The organism is Dokdonella sp., assembly GCF_035511235.1.
GTDB lineage: Bacteria > Pseudomonadota > Gammaproteobacteria > Xanthomonadales > Rhodanobacteraceae > Dokdonella.
Window position 1 is genome coordinate 35,659 of the sequence record NZ_DATKFQ010000030.1, and the last position, 17,675, is coordinate 53,333.

General features: G+C 71.7%; 15 protein-coding genes. 6 read left to right on the plus strand and 9 right to left on the minus strand.

The genetic code is table 11. The features are described 5' to 3' along the window. Together VMR06_RS12775 and VMR06_RS12780 are read right to left on the minus strand one after the other, a co-directional pair. Positions 1-657: a ubiquinone biosynthesis accessory factor UbiJ gene (locus VMR06_RS12775; protein ID WP_325376857.1), complete on the minus strand. Its 657-nt coding sequence runs from the start codon at positions 655-657 to the stop codon at positions 1-3. A gap of 226 nt (positions 658-883) precedes the next feature. Continuing rightward, positions 884-1,879: an NAD-dependent epimerase/dehydratase family protein gene (locus VMR06_RS12780; protein ID WP_325376858.1), complete on the minus strand. Its 996-nt coding sequence runs from the start codon at positions 1,877-1,879 to the stop codon at positions 884-886. Positions 1,880-1,984: 105 nt separating this feature from the next. On the opposite strand from VMR06_RS12780, the gene VMR06_RS12785 reads away from it, so the two are divergent. Further along, entirely contained in the window at positions 1,985-4,033 is a 2,049-nt protein-coding gene (locus tag VMR06_RS12785) for a hypothetical protein (protein ID WP_325376859.1), read from the plus strand. A 115-nt stretch (positions 4,034-4,148) separates the two neighbouring features. Here VMR06_RS12785 and panE read toward each other — a convergent pair whose 3' ends face one another. The 3 genes from panE to VMR06_RS12800 all read right to left on the minus strand — a co-directional run bounded on the left by panE (position 4,149) and on the right by VMR06_RS12800 (position 8,644). Further along, a complete protein-coding gene (gene panE, locus VMR06_RS12790; protein WP_325376860.1) occupies positions 4,149-5,090 on the minus strand; it encodes a 2-dehydropantoate 2-reductase in 942 nt (313 codons plus the stop codon). Positions 5,091-5,333: 243 nt separating this feature from the next. Beyond that, positions 5,334-5,741: a DUF4156 domain-containing protein gene (locus tag VMR06_RS12795; RefSeq protein ID WP_325376861.1), complete on the minus strand. Its 408-nt coding sequence runs from the start codon at positions 5,739-5,741 to the stop codon at positions 5,334-5,336. A gap of 62 nt (positions 5,742-5,803) precedes the next feature. Next, complete coding sequence (locus VMR06_RS12800; RefSeq protein WP_325376862.1) at positions 5,804-8,644, minus strand: pitrilysin family protein; 2,841 nt, start codon at positions 8,642-8,644, stop codon at positions 5,804-5,806. A gap of 318 nt (positions 8,645-8,962) precedes the next feature. Here VMR06_RS12800 and VMR06_RS12805 point away from each other — a divergent pair, with 318 nt between their 5' ends. Further along, complete coding sequence (locus tag VMR06_RS12805) at positions 8,963-9,112, plus strand: hypothetical protein (RefSeq protein WP_325376863.1); 150 nt, start codon at positions 8,963-8,965, stop codon at positions 9,110-9,112. 139 nt (positions 9,113-9,251) lie between these two features. Further along, positions 9,252-9,722, plus strand: coding sequence for a tRNA (uridine(34)/cytosine(34)/5-carboxymethylaminomethyluridine(34)-2'-O)-methyltransferase TrmL (gene trmL / locus VMR06_RS12810; RefSeq protein ID WP_325376864.1), 471 nt, complete (start codon positions 9,252-9,254; stop codon positions 9,720-9,722). Positions 9,723-9,738: 16 nt separating this feature from the next. Here trmL and VMR06_RS12815 read toward each other — a convergent pair whose 3' ends face one another. The 3 genes from VMR06_RS12815 to VMR06_RS18210 all read right to left on the minus strand — a co-directional run bounded on the left by VMR06_RS12815 (position 9,739) and on the right by VMR06_RS18210 (position 12,272). After that, positions 9,739-10,746: an NAD(P)H-dependent glycerol-3-phosphate dehydrogenase gene (locus VMR06_RS12815; RefSeq protein WP_325376865.1), complete on the minus strand. Its 1,008-nt coding sequence runs from the start codon at positions 10,744-10,746 to the stop codon at positions 9,739-9,741. A 7-nt stretch (positions 10,747-10,753) separates the two neighbouring features. Continuing rightward, complete coding sequence (gene secB / locus VMR06_RS12820; protein ID WP_325376866.1) at positions 10,754-11,257, minus strand: protein-export chaperone SecB; 504 nt, start codon at positions 11,255-11,257, stop codon at positions 10,754-10,756. A gap of 283 nt (positions 11,258-11,540) precedes the next feature. Next, the gene (locus tag VMR06_RS18210; protein ID WP_414648129.1) at positions 11,541-12,272 is read right to left on the minus strand and encodes a rhodanese-like domain-containing protein; all 732 of its coding nucleotides are present in this window, start codon (positions 12,270-12,272) and stop codon (positions 11,541-11,543) included. Between VMR06_RS18210 and VMR06_RS12830 the strand changes: the two genes are divergently transcribed. Continuing rightward, positions 12,244-13,149, plus strand: coding sequence for an AEC family transporter (locus VMR06_RS12830; protein WP_325376867.1), 906 nt, complete (start codon positions 12,244-12,246; stop codon positions 13,147-13,149). The genes VMR06_RS18210 and VMR06_RS12830 overlap by 29 nt on opposite strands. 202 nt (positions 13,150-13,351) lie before the next feature. Then, the gene (locus VMR06_RS12835; RefSeq protein ID WP_325376868.1) at positions 13,352-15,556 is read left to right on the plus strand and encodes a winged helix-turn-helix domain-containing protein; all 2,205 of its coding nucleotides are present in this window, start codon (positions 13,352-13,354) and stop codon (positions 15,554-15,556) included. Between the two features lie 72 nt (positions 15,557-15,628). Here VMR06_RS12835 and VMR06_RS12840 read toward each other — a convergent pair whose 3' ends face one another. Further along, positions 15,629-16,318, minus strand: coding sequence for a class I SAM-dependent methyltransferase (locus tag VMR06_RS12840; protein WP_325376869.1), 690 nt, complete (start codon positions 16,316-16,318; stop codon positions 15,629-15,631). A gap of 387 nt (positions 16,319-16,705) precedes the next feature. Here VMR06_RS12840 and VMR06_RS12845 point away from each other — a divergent pair, with 387 nt between their 5' ends. Continuing rightward, positions 16,706-17,659: an AraC family transcriptional regulator gene (locus VMR06_RS12845; RefSeq protein ID WP_325376870.1), complete on the plus strand. Its 954-nt coding sequence runs from the start codon at positions 16,706-16,708 to the stop codon at positions 17,657-17,659. Positions 17,660-17,675: the final 16 nt, after the last annotated feature.

Genomic DNA, 17,675 nt, shown 5'->3' on the forward strand with positions numbered 1-17,675 from the left:
TCACGAGGCGGCGCCTCCGGCGCGCTCGGCCAGCCGGCGCACGCGCGCGTGCAGCCGGTCGCTGCCTTCGCGCAGCGCGTCGACCTCGTCGAGGAAGCTCTCCATCTCGGCGCGCGCGACCAGCGAGCGGTCCTCCTCGACCAGATAGTCGGCACCGTCGCGCACCAGCGCCCGGGCCGCCGCGCGGGCCCAGCCGGCGCCGCGCCGCGCCAGGCGCGCCAGCTGGAATCCGGCCACGTCGCCGAACACGCGCGCGAACGCTTCGTCGGTATCGGGCGCGAAGCCGCCGAGGATCTGCTCGAGGCGGCGCGCCAGTTCGGCATCGCCGGCGATCTGGACGCGCCCCGGCGGCAGCACGCCGCCGCCGCGGGCGGCAGCCATCGCCAGCCAGGTACCCGGCGTCGCCTCCAGCTCCAGCTCGCTGGCTCCGTCGCGGGCCGGACCGATCTGCAGCCGGGCATCACGCACGGTCGCGCGCAAGGCCAGCGAGGTGCCGCGAAAACGCAAGGTGACGCTGCGCCCGTCGAGTGCGGCGACGCGGGCCCGGCTGTCGGGGTCGAGCGACAAGGCATGCTCGATCGCCGTCTCGAGCAGACGGCCGAGTGCGGACAGGGTGCGGCTGGGCGGGCGCGTGGCGCCGGCTGCGGAAGCGGACATGCGGCGATTCTACCGTGCGGCATGTGCCGGGCGGTCGGCCGTTGACGATCACGCGCCGCGCCGGATGTCCACGGGCCGCAACGTCATCAGCGGCGATCCTTGGCCTCGGCGTGGCCCGCAAAGGCCGCGCGCCGCTGCGGCACGCGGCCGGCGCAGCGCAGGACGGGCCGCCGCCGGACGGCAGCGGTCGCGATGCCGAAGCCAGGCGTTCCGCCTGGGAAGTGATCTATGCGGCGGCCTGGCCGCCGCCATGGCGCGCCTGACGCGCGAGCACGTCGCGCGTGGAGGTCTGCGGGGCAAAGTCGAGGTCGCGCCGCGCCGCGGCGATCGAGAACCAGGCGCTGCGGTCGGTCAGATTCAGCAGATAGCGGTCCAGCAGCGGCCGGCTGCCGCCGGGCAGACGCTGGCGCAGGCCGGCGCTAGCCGCCAGCCAGCGCGCCAGCCGCGGCGACAGGCGCCGCGTCGGCGACGGCAGGCCGTGCACGCGCAGGATCGCCGCGATCAGCGCTTCGACGCTGACCGGCTCGCCGTCGCTGATGAAATAGCTGCGTCCGGCGATCGGCGCGCCGGGCTCGAGCCGCTCGACCGCGAGCACATGGGCCAGCGCGGCATTGTCGACGTGACAGCAGTCGATCCGGTTGCCCGGCTGTGCGGTCAGACGCAGGCGGCCGCTGCGCGCCAACTCGACCAGGCGCGGCATCAGCCGCGCTTCGTCGGGTGCCCACAACAGGCTCGGCCGCAGCGCGAGCGTCGCCAGGGTCTGGCCATTGGCGGCCAGCACGCGCTGCTCGGCCAGCGCCTTGACGTGCGGGTAGACCGCCGGCCAGCGCGGCGGATACGCCAGCGCCTCGCCGCCGCCGTTGATGTCGGTGGCGCCGATCACGACACTCGCGCAGGAGGTGTACACCAGGCGCCGGATGCCGGCGAGCTCGGCCGCGGCGAGCGCGACCTCGGTCGTGAGCACGTTGGCCTCGTAGGCGGTCTCGATCGGCGCCAGCGGGTCGACGTCGCCGGCGCTGTGGACGATCGCGTCGCAGCCGGCGGCGACCTCGAGCATCGAATCGAGCGATTCGGCATGGCCCTGCCATTGCTCGACGCCGAGGGCGTCGAGCTCGGGTCGCGGCGTGCGCACCAGCGCGCGGACCAGATGGCCGCGGTCGACCAGGCGGCGCGCGATCGCGCGCCCGAGAAACCCGCCGGCGCCGGTGAGCAGAATCTGCATGGAGTGGTCCCGGAATGCAGGCGCGCGCCTGCAGCCGCCACACTTTAATGATTCGCTCAGCCGTTGCGGCATAAGTTCGTCACACTCTGTTGCGGGGATCCGTCGATGCGCTATTTGGCCTTGCTGTTGCTGCTGGTCGGTCTGGCTGCCCATGCCCAGGAGGAGACCAGCGGTACGACACCCTCGGGCGTGTGGTATCGCATCGCGGTGCCGGCCGGCTGGGAAGCCGGCGGTCCGCTCGTGCTGTTCCAGCACGGCTTCAACTTCTCCGAGGCCGACGGCCCACCCTCGCTCGGTCCGCTGCGCGACGTGATGCTGTCCGAAGGCTACGCGGTGGCCGCCTCGGCCTACGGCCAGCGCGGCTGGGCCGTGTTCACCGCGATCGAGGACAACCGCGAGCTGGTGGACGTCTTCACGGCCCGGTACGGTGCGCCGGGCGAGATCGTGCCGTTCGGCGGGTCGCTCGGCGGCCTGCTCGCGCTCAAGCTCGCCGAGGCGCCGGGCTTTCCGCCGGTGCATGGCGTCTATTCGCTGTGTCCGGCGGCCGCCGGCTCGCGTCTATGGGACCACGCCGTCGACATGCGCCTGGCCTACGACGTCGTCTGCGATGGATCGGGGAGCCTCCCGGAGGGGGACGAACCGCTGCCGTGGGCGCTCAATCTGGACGATATTCCGTCGGACCTGGACGACCTCGGCAACCAGGTCGAAGTGCTGCGCGCGCTGATTCCGTTGAACCAATGTACCGGTGTGAACCTGCCCGAGCCGCTGCGCAGCAGCGGCATGAAGGAGCGCCTGGCGCAGCTGATGGCGGTCGCCGGCACCGACGACGAGAACTTCTTCATCACCAACATGGCCTACGCGATCTACGCGCTCAGCGATCTGGTGCGTGCGCCCGACAAGCTCGGCGGCCGCAGTGCGATGACCACGCGCGGCGTGACCTATGCCGATCCCGAGATCGAGGCTGGCATCGCGCGCATCGACGCCGACCCGCTCGCGGCGCTGGAACTGCGCTGGCGTTCGGACGTGCGCGGCGCGATCGGCTCGGCCAAGGTTCTGTCGCTGCACACTTCCAACGACCAGCTCGTCGTGCCGGCCAATCAGGACGTGCTGCGGCGCCGCCTGCCGGCGCAGCAGCTGACCAGCGCGATCGTCGCCGAGCAGGCGCCGACCCATTGCGGTTTCACCGAGGTCGAGGGCCGCGCCGGCTGGGAGGCGCTGCGCGAATGGATGAGCAGCGAGCGTCAGCCGCGGCCGGACAATCTGCAGGCGCTGTGCCAGACGATGCAGGCAGCCGGCGTGTCGGGCGAGTGCCGCTTCGATGCGGCGGCGACGGTTCCGGCCCTGGACAGCGTGATTCCGCCGCGGCCTGCTTCGGCCGTGCCGGATGCGCGCTACAGCGGGCTGTGGTTCGATCCGGTGCGCGCCGGCGAGGGCATCTACCTGGAAATCCTCGATGCCGGCCGCGCGCATCTGTACTTCTATACCTATCCAGGCCAGGGCGTGCCCGGCGAGCAGGCCTGGTTGAATGCGGTCGGCCAGGTCGTCGAGGGCGGCCTCGTGTTCGACGAGGTGACGCGACCGGTCCGGTCCGCGACGGTCGGTGGCGGCCAGGCGTTCGTCCACGAGCCGTGGGGACGCATCCAGATCAGCTTCGAGGACTGCGACAGCGGCCACATGCGCTGGCAGGGCCCGGACGGCTGGGGTACCGGCGAGGTGCCGCTGACACGCCTGAGCGCATTGGAAGGGCTGAGCTGCGACTCGATCGGCACCTCGCCGCCGGCGCAGACCAGCGGTGCCTGGTTCGATCCGGCGTTCACCGGCAGCGGCTTCCTGGTCCAGCAGCTCGGCAACGGCCGCAGCTGGGTCGGCTGGTTCGACGCCGGCGCCAACGGCGTGCAGACCTGGGCCGAGAACACGATCGAACCCGGCGTCAGTCCGCTCGTGCTGTACCGCCGTCTCGGCACGCGCTTCGGCGCCGGTTTCGACCCCCAGCAACTGATCCAAACGCCGTGGGCGGACGTGGCCTTGCAGATCTCCTGCGGCGATACCGGCAGCGCGCAGGTCCAGGTCCGCGCCGGTCAGCCGACGCCCGCACCGCAGTTCGATCTGATCCGCCTGACCCGTCCGGCCGGTCTGCCCGGCTGCACGCCGTAGCGCGTGGGCAGCGCACGCCCGGCTCGCGCCGGCGTGCGCTGCCGCTCCGAGCCCGACGTGTTTCGTCGTGAGGCAGCGGCCGCAACGATAGCGGCCGCAAGGCAACCCGCAGCGCTCAGCCGCCCTGCTGCCGCAGCCGGTGCGCCTGCAGATGGATCCAGGCCACGCGCAGCAGCGGCGCTGCCACGCCGAACGCATCGGCGCGATGCACCAGGTCGCCGACGATGTGCGCGGCCTCGATCGGCTGGCCCGATTCCAGATCGCGCAGCATCGAGGCGGTCAGCGGCGAGCGCGGCTGCGTCAGCGCATTGAGCGCGGTGGTCTGGATCGGTTCGGGAATCGGTTGGCCGGCCGCCGCAGCGACCGCGACGCATTCGGCGTAGAGCGCGCGCATGAACGCATCGCCGCCGTCGGCGGCGACGATCACGCCGATGCTCGCACGCATCAGGCAGGTACCGGCCGCAAGCGCGGCCAGGAACGAGTACTTGACCCACATCTCGTGCGCGATGTCGCGCGCATGCACCGTGTCGAACGCGGCCGGCGCGAACGCCTCGGCGATCGCGCGACAGCGCGCACTGTCCGGATCGCCGCTGCGCTCGCCGAACGTGATCGACGCCACCGGACCCAGATGCAGGATCTCGCCGTCGGATCCCTTGGCGGCGCTGATGAAGCACAGGCCGCCGAGCACGCGCTCCGCGCCGAAGCGGCGATCGAGCGCCGGGTAGTGCAGCAGCCCGTTGAGCAGCGGCAGCACGGCGGCACCGGCCTCGACGGCCGGCGCGATCGCGTCCATCGAGCCGTCGAGGTCGTAGGCCTTGCAGCTCAGCAGGACCAGATCGTAGCCGCGCGCGGCCTCGCCGGTCAGCTGATCCTGGGTCACGCAGCGGACCGTCAGGTCGGCGTCGCCGGCGGCCGGACTGCGGATGCGCAGGCCGCGCTCGGCCAGATCGCGCGCGCGCGCCGGGCGCACCAGAAAGGTCACGTCGGCTCCGGCCTGCGCGAGCCGGCCGCCGAAATAGCCGCCGGTCCCGCCGGCGCCGAGTACGAGCATCTTCATCGTTCGAACGTCCTCTGCGCGCAGCGCGCGCGACTGCTCCCGCCCGCCCGCAGCATAGCGAGCGGTCCGCCGCGCTGCCACGGCGGCGCGATCAGGGAATCTCCAAACTTCGTCAGGGCGCGATTCGTTCGCGCCGCGATACGGGCTGCCGCGACGGCGCGTCGGGCGATGCCGGACGTTCCAGGCCTACCACCGTCCTGCGTGCGCCGGCTGACGCGATCGGCGGCAGGCACGCCGCCGGCGTCATTTGATCGGGTAGGTCTCGACCGCGCCCTGCTGCGCCGGCTCGGCCGGTCGCGTCGCCGGCTGCGCGACGGCCGCGCCGCAGCGATACGCGGCCCAGCTCTGCGCGCCGTCGCGCGGGTCGCCGAGCGGCCGGATCGTGTCCGCGCCGAGGCCGGCGGCCTCGTTGCGGGCCATGACCTCGAGCTCGTCGCGGACCTTGAGGTTGTTGCGGTCCATCGGACCGACACGGTCGAGTACCGATACGGTCACCTTGCCGCGTTCGGTGCAGCCGGCGACGTCGCCGTTCCAGGCGACGCGTACGTTGCGGCCGGCCGAGTCGAGCTTGATGCCCCAGCTGCAGCCGGCCAGCACGGCGCCGCCGGTCAACACGGCCGCGAGGCGCAGGCCGGAGATACGGATCTTCATCGGGTTCTCCGCAAGAAACGTCTGCGGCGCCGCCCGGACGAGCGGCGCCGCAGACGGCCGTTTCAGCGTAGCACCTTGCCGTCGGCGTCGATGACCTTGACCTCGCCGAGCTTCAGGTCGCGGACAGGCTGCTCGATCTTCGACAGGTCGCCGACGATGACCCAGGTCAGCGCGTCGGCGCGATACAGCGCCTTCGCGGTGGCCTGTACCTTGGCGTCGTCGAGGCTTTCGAGCTTGGCCTTCAGCGTCGGCACGTAGTCGTCCGGCCGGCCGTAGAGCTGGTTGCTCGCGAGCGCGCCGAGCACGCTGCTGGTCGCCTCGTAGGCGCCTGGCAGCGCACGCACGCGCTGTTCCTTGATCTTGCCGATCTCGGCATCGGTCAGCGGCTTGTCGCCGGCGATCTGGCGCACTTCCTTGAGCACTTCGGCGGCCGACTCGGCGGTCTTGTCGGTCTGCACCGAGGCCACCATCATCAGCGGCCGCTGGCCGATCGCATCCTGGATGATGCTCGACGCGCCGTAGGCCCAGCGCTTGTCCTCGCGCAGGTTCATGTTGAGGCGCGAGGTGAAGGTGCCGCCGAACGCGCCGTTCGCGGTCTGCACCTGCAGATAGTCCGGCGCGCGCGTCGACGGTGCGAGCAGGCCGGCCAGGATCAGCGACTGCGGCGAATCCTTGCGGTCGATCAGGAACACACGCGGCTTGGACTGCGCGGCGACTTCGGCGACGTTCTTCTTCGGCACCGCGCCGGCCGGGGCCTGCCAGTCGCCGAACACGCGATCGAGCTGCGGGATGATCGCCTCGAGCGTGGTGTCGCCGGCGACCAGGATGCGTGCGTTGTCGGGGCGGTAGAAGTCACGGTGGAACGCGACGAGATCCTCTGCCGTCAGCGCGCCGATCGCCGGCTCGGTGCCGCTGCCGGTGAACGGAATGCCGTAGGCATGGCCACTGCCGTACAGCAGCGGCGGCAGCGTGCGCATCGCCAGGCTGTTGGGCTGGGTCTTCTCCTGCGCGATGCCGGCCAGCCACTGCGCGCGGATGCGGTCGATGTCGGTCTGGCGGAACGCCGGGTTGCGCACCATGTCGGCGAACAGCGCGAGCGAGGGCTCGAGCTGGTCGTTGAGCGCATTGAGGCCGATCGACGAGCTGTCGAGGCCGGCGCCGCCGCCGATGCGCGCGCCGAGGCGTTCCTTGCGCTTGGCGATCTCGACCGAATCGAGCGTGCGCGTGCCCTCATCGAGCATCGCCGCGGTGAAGCTGGCGGTGCCAAGCTTGCGGCCAAGGTCGGCCGCGTAGCCGGCGTCGAACTGCAGCTGGATCTGGGTCACCGGAATCGTGTGGCGCTCGGCCAGGATCAGCTCGATGCCGTTCTTCAGCTTGCCGCGCTGTACCTTCGGGAAGCTCAGATCCGGGAACGTCGTGACCGCGGGCAGGCCTTTGCTGCGATCGAGCGTCGAGGCGACCGTGCGGTAGTCGCCGGCCGGCGTGCGCACCGCAGCCGGCTTGCCGTCGGCGGCCGGCAGGCCCTTGACCGCCTTGTCCTCGGCGGCCAGGTCGGTATCGGGCTTGGCCGGCAGCACGGTCAGCGTGTAGTCGCCGCGCGCCAGCCAGCGCCCGGCCGCGGCCTTGACGCTGTCGGAGGTCGCCGCGCCGATGCGTGCCAGGTCGATCTTGTAAGCGGCCGGATCGCCGCGGTAGACCTGGCCCTCGGCCAGGATCGTGGCCTTGCCGCCGAAGCCGCCGACCTTCTCGAGGCCGCGCACGAAGCTCGAGGTGACGCCGGTCTTGGCGCGCGCGAGTTCGTCCTCGGTCGGGCCCTCGGCGAGGAACCTGGCCCATTCCTCGGCGACGACGGCCTCGACGCGGGCCGGGTCCACACCGTTCTTGACGTCGGCGCTCAGCACGAACAGGCCGGCCAGATTGAACGTCTGCGCGCTGGCCGAGACGTCGTCGACCAGCTTGTCCTGGTAGACCAGGCGCTGGTACAGCCGCGAGGTCTTGCCGCCGCCGAGCGTGGAGGCGGCCAGTTCGAGCAGCGGCGCATCGGCGTCGGCCAGGCCCGGCGTGTTCCAGCTGCGGTAGATGCGGGTCTGCGCGACGTGGTCGTGCTGGATGCCGCGCGTCGACGCCGTGCGCGGCGCGGTCCATGGCTGCTGGCGCGGCACCGGCTGGCCCGGCGGGATGTCGCCGAAGAACTTCAGCGCCTTCTCGCGTGCGATCTCGGGCGTGATGTCGCCGGCGATCACCAGCGTGGTGTTGGTCGCGCCGTAGTAGTCGCGGAACCACTGCTTGACGTCGTCGAGCGAGGCCGCCTCGAGATCGGCCATCGAGCCGATCGCCGTGTGCTGGTACGGATGGTTGGCCGGAAACGCGTTCAGCAGCAGATTCTCGTAGACGCGGCCGTACGGGCGGTTCTCGCCCTGGCGCTTCTCGTTCTGCACGACGCCGCGCTGCGTGTCGAGTTCTTCCTGGCCGATCGCGCCGAGCAGATGGCCCATGCGGTCCGATTCCATCCACAGCGCCATGTCGAGCGCGGTCGTCGGCACGGTCTGGAAGTAGTTGGTGCGGTCGAACCAGGTCGTGCCGTTCATGTCGGTCGCGCCGACGCGCTCGAACGGTTCGAAATAGGTGCCCTTGCGATGCTCGGAGCCGGAGAACATCAGATGCTCGAACAAATGCGCGAAGCCGGTCTTGCCGGCCGGCTCGTCGGCCGAGCCGACGTGGTACCAGACGCTGACCGCGACGACCGGTGCCTTGTGGTCCTCGTTGACGACGACGGTCAGGCCGTTGGGCAGCGTGAAGCGCGTGTAGGGGATGTCGATCACGTCGGTTCCCGGGTTGGCGGACGCGGCGAGGCTCGCCGCCAGCAGGCCGGCGACGAAGACGGGGCGAAACGGTTTGCGCATGAAGGGATCCTTTCGAGTGTCGCGATCGCGGCCGGTGTCGGCGGGCCGGCGGTCGGTCGGGTCGCCGGGAACGGCGCGCCGCGGGAGGCGCAGATGGTACCGGATCGACCGCGGCGCGCCGCCGCAAGTTCGCCCCGCTGCCGGTCCGCGATCGGTGCCGGATTGTCCGCGCGGTCGGCAGCGGTCGTGAAAGCGGACAGATCGCGCTCCAACAGCATTATGTAGTTCCTTGTTTGGTAAGTGTTTTGTGTTTGGCACGCCAATTGCTTTACTGGGTGTGCGGGTAGCCGCCCGATTCCACAGACAAGGAAAGACACCATGAAAACCGAAATGATCGTTCTGCGCGGCCTGTTCGTGATCACGATGGCCACCGTCATCGCCGGCTTCGGCAGCTTCGTGCGCACGATCGACACCGCACCGGTGCAGATCGCGCAGACGCCGGTCGCGGCCGCCACGCATGCCGGCTGAGCGGCGCGTGCGTTCGCCGTCGCGGTCCGTGCCGACGCACGGCTGCACCGAACTTGCGATGTTTCACCCGGAGACGCGGCGCCGCGTCGATGCGGCGCCGCTCGCGCGGTGCTGAGGCGGGCTGACGCATAATGCGTCGGTGCTGCACGTCCTGCTCTATCAGCCCGAGATCCCGCCCAACACCGGCAACGTGATCCGGCTGTGCGCCAATACCGGCGCCACCCTGCATCTGATCCGGCCGCTCGGCTATGCGCTCGACGACGCCAGGCTGCGTCGCGCGGGCCTGGACTACCACGAGTATGCCGCCGTCGCCGTCCACGACGACCTCGACGCCTGCCTGGCTGCGATCGCACCGGCACGCCTGCTGGCGCTGTCCACGCGCGGCCGCCGCCGCTACGACGCGGTCGACTACCGCGCCGGCGACGCGGTGCTGTTCGGTCCGGAGACGCGCGGACTGCCGCAGCCGGTGCTCGACGCGGTGCCGGCCGAGCAGCGCCTGCGTCTGCCGATGCAGCCCGGCAATCGCAGCCTCAACCTGTCCAATGCGGTCGCCGTCGTCGTCTACGAGGCGTGGCGGCAGCTCGGTTTCGCGGGTGCGGCCGACGTCTGAGGCGCCCGGCGAGGACTCAGATCGGAAATTCCGGCTTCTGCTCGCGCGCCAGCAGCGCGCGCATGCCCTCCTCGGGCGTGATCTGGCCGTGCAGCACGCGCTGCACGCCCTCGCTGATCGGCAGGTCCACTGCGTGTTCGCGTGCCAGACGCATCACCGCGTCGACGGTGACGATCGATTCGACGACCTGGCCGATCTGCTGCACCGCCTCGGCGATCGGCACGCCGCGGCCGAGCGCGAGGCCGAGCCGGCGGTTGCGCGACAGATCGCCGGTGCAGGTCAGCACCAGATCGCCGAGCCCTGACAGGCCCATCAGCGTTTCGGCGCGCGCGCCGAGCGCGCCGCCGAGACGCAGCATCTCGCTCATGCCGCGGGTGATCAGGCCGGCGCGGGCATTGAGCCCCAGCTGCATGCCGTCGGCGACGCCGGTGGCTACGGCCAGCACGTTCTTCATCGCGCCGCCGAGTTCGGCACCGAGCACGTCGGCGCCGGTATAGGCGCGCAGCAACGACGAATGCAGCAGCTGCGCGATCGTCTGCGCATAGGCCGGATCGTCCGAGTGCACGGTCACCGCGGTCGGCAGGCCGCGCGCGACCTCGTGCGCGAACGACGGGCCGGTGACGACGGCGGCCGGATGCCCCGGAAAACGCTCGGCGACCAGCTCGTGCAGGAACCGGCCGGAGGCCGGATCGAAGCCCTTGGTCGCCCAGACGATGCCGGCGCCCGGCGCGACCCAGGGCGCGATCTGATCGATCGTCTCGGCGAAGGCATGGCTCGGCACGACGATCAGCACCGTGCCGGCGTCGCGCACGGTGGTCTCCAGCGCCGACGAGAGCTGCAGGCCGTCCGGGAACGGCAGGTCCGGCAGGTAGCGCGCGTTGGTACGCGTCGTCGCCATCTCGACGATCGCCGCGGCCGAGCGGCCCCACAGCGTCGTCGGTACCTCGTTTCGCGCGAGCAGCACGGCCAGGGCCGTACCCCAGGAGCCGGCCCCGATGACCGCGACCGGCGTGGTATCGCTCATCGCGCGATCAGGCGTTGAGGCCCTGGGTGGGCTGGTTGCCGCCTTCGCTGCGGCGGCGCAACTGCTCGGCGTAGAGCGCCTCGAAGTTGATCGGCTGCAGCAGGAACGGCGGGAAGCCGCCGTTCTGCACGAGGTCGGACACGACTTGGCGCGCATACGGGAACAGCGTGTTCGGGCAGTAGGTCGACAGCACCGCCTCGCGCGAGGCGTCGTCGAAGCCGCTGAGGCCGAAGATGCCGGCCTGCTGGACCTCGGCGAGGTAGGCGGTCTTGTCCTCGACCTTGCAGGTCACGGTCGCGCCGAGCACGACTTCGAACACGCCGTCGCCGAGCTGGTTGACGCGCTGGCTGAGGTTGAGCTCGATGTTCGGCTGGCCCTGCTGCTGGAAGATGTGCGGCGCGTTGGGCGCCTCGAACGAGGCGTCCTTGATGTAGATGCGCTGCAGGTTGAGCTGGGCGCCGCCCTGCGGCTGCGCTGCGCCGTTGGCCGCGCCGTCGATGTTCTCTGCCATGTGGTACTCCGGAAGCTGTTGCGAGGAGAAAAGGGGAATAAAGCAGCGGAAAAGATTCGGGATTATCCCACGCCGCCCGGATCGGCGCACCTTCGGCGCCGGCCGCGATGCCGTGGAACGGGCATCGACCCGGCGTTCGTCAGCGCCGCCGCGGGCCCGATCGGCGCCGGTCGGACCGCGCGAGCCGTACGTGCAGCGTGCCTGCGGGCAACCGTCGCCTGCGCAGCCGATGTGCGATCGCGCCCGTCACTGCATGGCACCGACCGGCCGGTTATCAAGCGCGTCAGCCGGTCGCGCGGCCTTTGACGACCGGCATCTGCGCTTCGATCCAGGCACCCAGACCGCCGTCGAGCCAGTACACCTGCTTGAAACCGGCCTTGACGAGTTTGCGCGCGGCCTGCGCCGAGGCCTGGCCGGTCTTGCAGACCAGCGCGACCGGCCGCTCGCGGGCCTTGGCCAGATCCTTGCCGTCCGGATCGAGCTGGCTCGGCGGCAGGTGGCGCGCGCCCGGGACGTGCCCCTTCTCGTAGTCCTGCACGCTCGACACGTCGATCAGCAGCGGGTTTTCGCGGTTGATCAGCAGGGTCAGGCCGGCCGGCGTGAGCGCGCGATAGCCGCGCGTGAAGCGATTGACCTCGGTGACGATCAGCGCGACGAGCACGCCGATGAAGCCGAACGAGAGCAGCGGATGGTGGCTGATGAACTCCGGGAGGCGGGCGAGGATTTCGGACACGACGGACGACCTGGGCGCGGCGCGGGGCGCCGGACGAGCGGCGGGCCGCGGATTATCGACGCGCGGCCGCTGCCATGCAAAGCCGGCCGCCGCGCGCAGGTGCGCCGCTGCCGGGCGGGTCGCGGCCGGCGGCCGCCCGACGGTGTTGCGTTGCAGCCCCGATGCACCGCCGCATCGCTTGCGGCGGCATGGCATTGTCGCGATGCAGCATGTGACAATCCCGGCGCCACGCCTCTTCGACGGTCTGATTCGCATGGCGATCGTGTCGGTCTTCGCATTCATCCTGGCGCTGCTGGCGATCGGCGCGCTGCTGCGCATCTGGCGTCTGGTGCCCGATACCGCACCCGAAACGCTCAACATCGTCGCGATCTACGTCTGCATGCCGGCGGCGATCCTGCTCAACGTGCCGCGGCTGTCGTTCGAGCGCGACCTGATCGGCCTGATCGCGATTCCGTGGATCTGCCTCGCCGTCAGCATCGCGCTGGTGCTGGCGCTGGCGCGCCTGCTGCGCTGGGACCGGCCGAGCACGGCCTGCCTGCTGATGGAGGTGCCGATGGGCAATACCGCCTTCATCGGCTACGCGCTGATCCCGGCGCTGGCCGGGCCCTCGGCGATGCGCTACGCGGTCGTCTACGACCAGTTCGGCACGTTCCTGATCCTGGCCAGCTTCGGCCTGTTCGTGCTGGCGCTGTACGGCGGCGGCGCGCGGCCGACGGTCGGCGCGATCGCGCGGCGCGTGCTGCGCTTCCCGCCGTTCCTCGCGCTGATGCTCGGGCTGACCGTGATGCCGGCCGAGCTGCCGGTCGCGCTCGCGCGGCCGCTGGAGACGCTGTCCGGCGCGCTGCTGCCGATCGTCGTGATCGCGCTCGGCATGCAGCTGCGCCTGAAGCTGCCGCGCCGCTATCTGGCGCCGCTCGGCATCGGCCTGGTCGCCAAGCTGGTCGCCTTGCCGCTGCTGGCGCTGGCGCTGTGCGCCGCGTTCGGCCTGAGCGGCGACCTGCGCGCGGTCGCGGTATTCCAGACCGCGATGCCGACGATGATGACGACCGGCGCGCTGCTGTCGATGGCCGGTCTCGCACCGGAGCTGGCCGCGGCGATGGTCGGCTACGGCACGGTGCTGTCGATCGCGACGCTGCCGCTGTGGCATTGGGTGTTGTAGCCGGCGTCTGAGCCGGTCGGCCGCGACGTCGCGCGGGGGCCGCTCGATCGCGCCGCGAACGGTGCGCATGCGCCGCCCGCAGCGCCGGTCTCACGCGGCGGCCGCGCCGCGCCGGCGGTACCCCCGACTTCTGGCGGTTGCCGATGCCGGCCACTTGCAGCGTCAATGATCGGATCCGGCGCCGTTTTTCGTCATGATGACCGTGAACGTCCTGTCGCTCCCTCCGCTGCACGATACGGGTTCCGCGTTCCCGTCGACCGGCATGCTGCAGGTCGGCGCGCATCGTGTGGACCTCGGCGCGCTGCGCGTGCTCTCGGACGACGAGCCGCCGGTGCGCCTGACCCTCAAGTCGGTGCAGGTGCTGATCCAGCTGGCGCGTCACCAGGGCGTCACGGTCAGCCGCGACCAGCTGCTCGACACGGTCTGGCGCGGCACCTTGCCGACGCCCGAAGTCGTCACGCAGGCGATCAAGGAGCTGCGCCGCGCGTTCGGCGACAGCCGCGACACCGCCGGATACATCGAAACGATTCCGAAGCTCGGCTACCGGCTGATCGCCGAGGCGCGCTTCGAGGACGAGCCGCCGCGCATGGAGACCGGCGCGATCGAGCCCGCCGCACCGGCAGGGCCCGGTACCGCGATCGGCGCGCCGCCGCAGCGCGGGCCGCGATTCGGCCTCGCGCTGCGCCGCGCGGCCCTGCTGGCGGCGGTGATCGGCCTCGGCGGCGCGATCGTCGCGTTCAGCACGCATGCCTGGTCGCCGCGCAAGGCCGGGCCGGCCTGGATCGCCGGCGCGCCATGGCTGGTGACCACCGACCCGGCGCTCGAGCTCGGTCCGGCGATCTCGCCGGACGGCACCCAGGTGCTCTATCACGTGGTCGACACCGCCGCGCAGGCCGGACGCGTGCGGCTGCAGAACATCACCGGCTCGCGCGCGCTGACGGTGCCGCAGCCGGCCGACGGCAGCGACCAGTATCCGTCGTGGTCGCCGGCTGCCGGCGAGATCGTGTTCACGCGCACGCAGGCGCAGACCTGCCGGATCCTGGCGATGCCGGCGCTCGGCGGGCCGGCGCGCGCGCTCGGGCCGTGCAGCGCCGATACGGTCGTGCGCGTGGACTTCTCGCCGGACCGGCAGTGGCTGGTCGGCATGGCGGCGACGTTTCCGGGCGGCGAGTCGCTCGGTACCGGCCTGGCGCGCCAGCCGGTCGGCGGCGGTGCGGCCGAGCCGTTCCCGTATCCGCATACGCCCGGCGACATCGATCTCAGTCCGCGCTTCTCGCCGGACGGGCGCCTGCTGGCGTATCGGCGCGGTCTTTTGCCGTACAGCGATCTGTACGTCATGGACGTGGACGCACCCGATACGCTGCGGCGGCTGACGCGGTTCGGCTCGCGCATGGTCGGCTTCGACTGGACCCGCGACAGCCGCGCCCTGGTGTTCTCGTCCGATCATGGCGGCGAGCCGGCGCTGTACGCCGTCGACGTGGCCTCCGGCGAGGTCGACGCGCTCGGCATCGCGCCGGCGGTCGAGCCGACGCTGGCGCGCGAGGCCGACGTCGGCGCCTATCGCGTGCCCGAGCACCGGTTCCAGTTCGCGCTGCTCGGCGCCGATGCGCCGGCCCGGCTGCCGGCGCCGTCGACGACCAGCGATCGCGAGGCGGCACTGTCGCCGGACGGCCGTCAGGTCGCATTCGTGTCGCGCCGCACCGGCCGCGACGAGCTGTGGATCCACGACCTCGAACACGGCGACGCCTACGCCCTGACGACGCTCGAGGCCGGCGTGCCGCGCCTGCCGGAATGGCGCGCCGACGGTAACGGCGTGCTGTTCGTGCTGCGCGGCGACGGACCCGGCCGCGCATTCGAAGTCGCGCTCGATACGCGTCGCCTGATGCCGCGCTCGCCGGCCGCGCTCGATGTGCATTACCTCAGCGCGGCGCCCGACGGCCGGCTCTATGCGGTCGCACTGGCCGAGGGCGAGCATGGCCTCTACGCGCTCGAGCCGGACGGCACCGCCGATCTGCTCGAACCGGGCGTCGCGTTCGCGCGTGCCGGCGACGCGGCGACCGGCCTGGTCTTCAATTACCTCGACCGCATCGGTCTGTATCGCTGGCGCGGCAAGCACGTGGCGGCCGAGCGCATCGGCGATGCGCCGTATTTCCGCTACGAGATGCCGTGGGCGCTGGCCGGCGCGACCGCATTCCAGGTCGTCGCCGAATTTCCGACCCGCCGCGTCGAGGCGATCGATCTGGCCAGCGGCGAGCGGCGGATGGTCGGCCGGGTCGGTCAGGGCCTGGGCATCACCGCGGTCAGCAGCGATGCCAGCGGCCGCCGGCTGCTGGTCTGGCTGCTCGACCGCGACGGCGGCGACATCGCCGCATTCACGTTCCGTCCGGCCGTCGCGGCCGCCGGCTGAGCGGGCGGTTCGCATCCGCGGCGTCGGCCCCGGCCGCCGTTCGCCGCGACCGGGTGCCTTCTCGGCCGTTTCTCATCGGCGATACGCGACCCAGCCGCGGAACGTGAGCGCGACGTAGAACAGCTCGGCATCGACGAAGCCGGCCTCGCCGAGCAGCGCGAGATCCTGCTCCGGCGTCAGCACCGGCAGGCGTGCCTTCAGCGCCGCGATGCCGCCATGGGCCTGCGCCTCGGGCGCGCCGGCCGCGACTGCATAGGCGGCGTAGCGCGCCAGCCATCGATCCTGCGCCGGCCCTTCGTTCGGAAAGCTGTGCTGCGCGACGACCAGAGGCGCGCCCGGCGCCAGCCGCTGCCGGATCTGCTCGAGCGTGCGGCGCCGCTCGTCGCGCGGCAGGAAATGCAGCGTCAGCAGACAGGTCGCCGCGTCGAACGGACCGTCCGGCGCGTCGTGGACGTAGCCCGCGTGCAGCCGTATGCGCGAAGCGAACGGACCGAGCCGGGCGCGGGCCAGATCGAGCATCGGCGGCGACGGATCGACGCCGTCGAAGTGCCAGCCGGGCTGACGCTCGGCAAACGCCTCGAGCTCCAGGCCGCCGCCGGCGCCGACGACCAGCACGCGCGCATCGGCCGGTGCGCGCTCGGCCAGCAGCACGCAGGCCATCGCGTGCAAGCCATGCAGTCCCGGCACGATCCGCGCGGTCCGCTCCGCATAGTGCGCAACCGCCGCGGCGTCGGAGAACGGCGCGCCATCGGCCTCCTTCATCGCGAGGCCTCGCGGCGGGCGAATGTCAGCGGGCGGCGGGCATGGTGTCGTCCATGCATCGATCGCCGCTGCCGCCGCCGGGATGCGGCTGTGCGCGCCGCGGTGTGCGGAACGTGCGGCATGCGCCGTGGCGGCCGGGAGACAGGCGGACTCTTCATGTAACTTACTATGTTACGAGTTGTCCCGCCGGTCAAGACTCCGCGCTCGGCGCCGGCCCTGAGAGCGATCGGCGGCTGATGCGCAGATTCGCACCGATTCGCCGACGATCCGGCACGTTGCGGCGCATCACGGCCGTTTCACGAGGATTTCGCGTCGATTTCCGCACGCCATCAGGACTGCCGCCGCCATGCCGGCTACACCGGAAACCCCGTCAACGAGGAGGTTTCCATGTTCGCTTCACAGTGGGTACCCGGCGGCCAGGCCCGTCCGGCCGCCGCAGCCACGCTGCAATGCCGCCATGTCAACGGGCCCGGCGACTGGGTCGGCGGCCCCGGCTGGGTCGTGGTGGCCTGCTTCGACGGCAGCGCCGAGATCCGCACCGCCGAGGGCCAGTGGGCGCTTGCCGCCGGTGAGGTCCAGGTCGTCGAAGGTCCGGTCGTCGTCTGTGCCGGTCGCGTCGCCGGCTCGGCCTGGGGCGTCGTCGCCGGCGGCCCGGCCGAGTGGATCTGGGCGCTCGGCGAGCTCGGTCTGCCGCCGGCGCGCCGCTTCGTGCCGACCGGCGACTACCGGCTGACGTCCGATCAGCTCGGGCGGCTGCGTGCGGCCTGCATGCTCGGCGGCTCGGTGCCGGCCCGGCGCGTGATGGAAACGCTCGGCGATCCGACGCGCTGGAGTGCGCACCTGATCGAGCAGATCGGCCGCTGCCCGGGCCGCAGCGCCAGTCAGCGCCGCCGCGTGCACGCTCGCCTGCAGCGCGCGCGCAACCTGCTGCGTGCGCGCTGTTCGCAAGGCCGCCACACCCGCCAGGCCGCGGCCGTGGTCGGCTACACGGTCGGCCATTTCCAGCGGATCTTCCATCGCGTCTTCGGCGAGACCGTGCAGGGCTTCGTGCTCGGCCGGCGTCTGGAACTGGCGCGCCAGCTGCTCGAGGGCACGCGCCTGTCGATCGGCGACGTCGGCCTGTCGGCCGGCTTCGAGTCGCGCTGGGCGTTCGCGCGGCAGTTCCGCCAGCGCTACGGCGTGACCGCCGGCGTGTTCCGCCGCCAGGCCGCGCTCGATCCGGCCTGGATCGCCAGCGCGCAGCCGCCGCTACCGACATCCGCGCGCGCCGCACCACGGCGGACCGCCTTCGTCCCTAACGTCATCGCATACCCCGACGCCGTGCGGCAGCCCGCCGCGTGACGCCGATCCCCAGCCC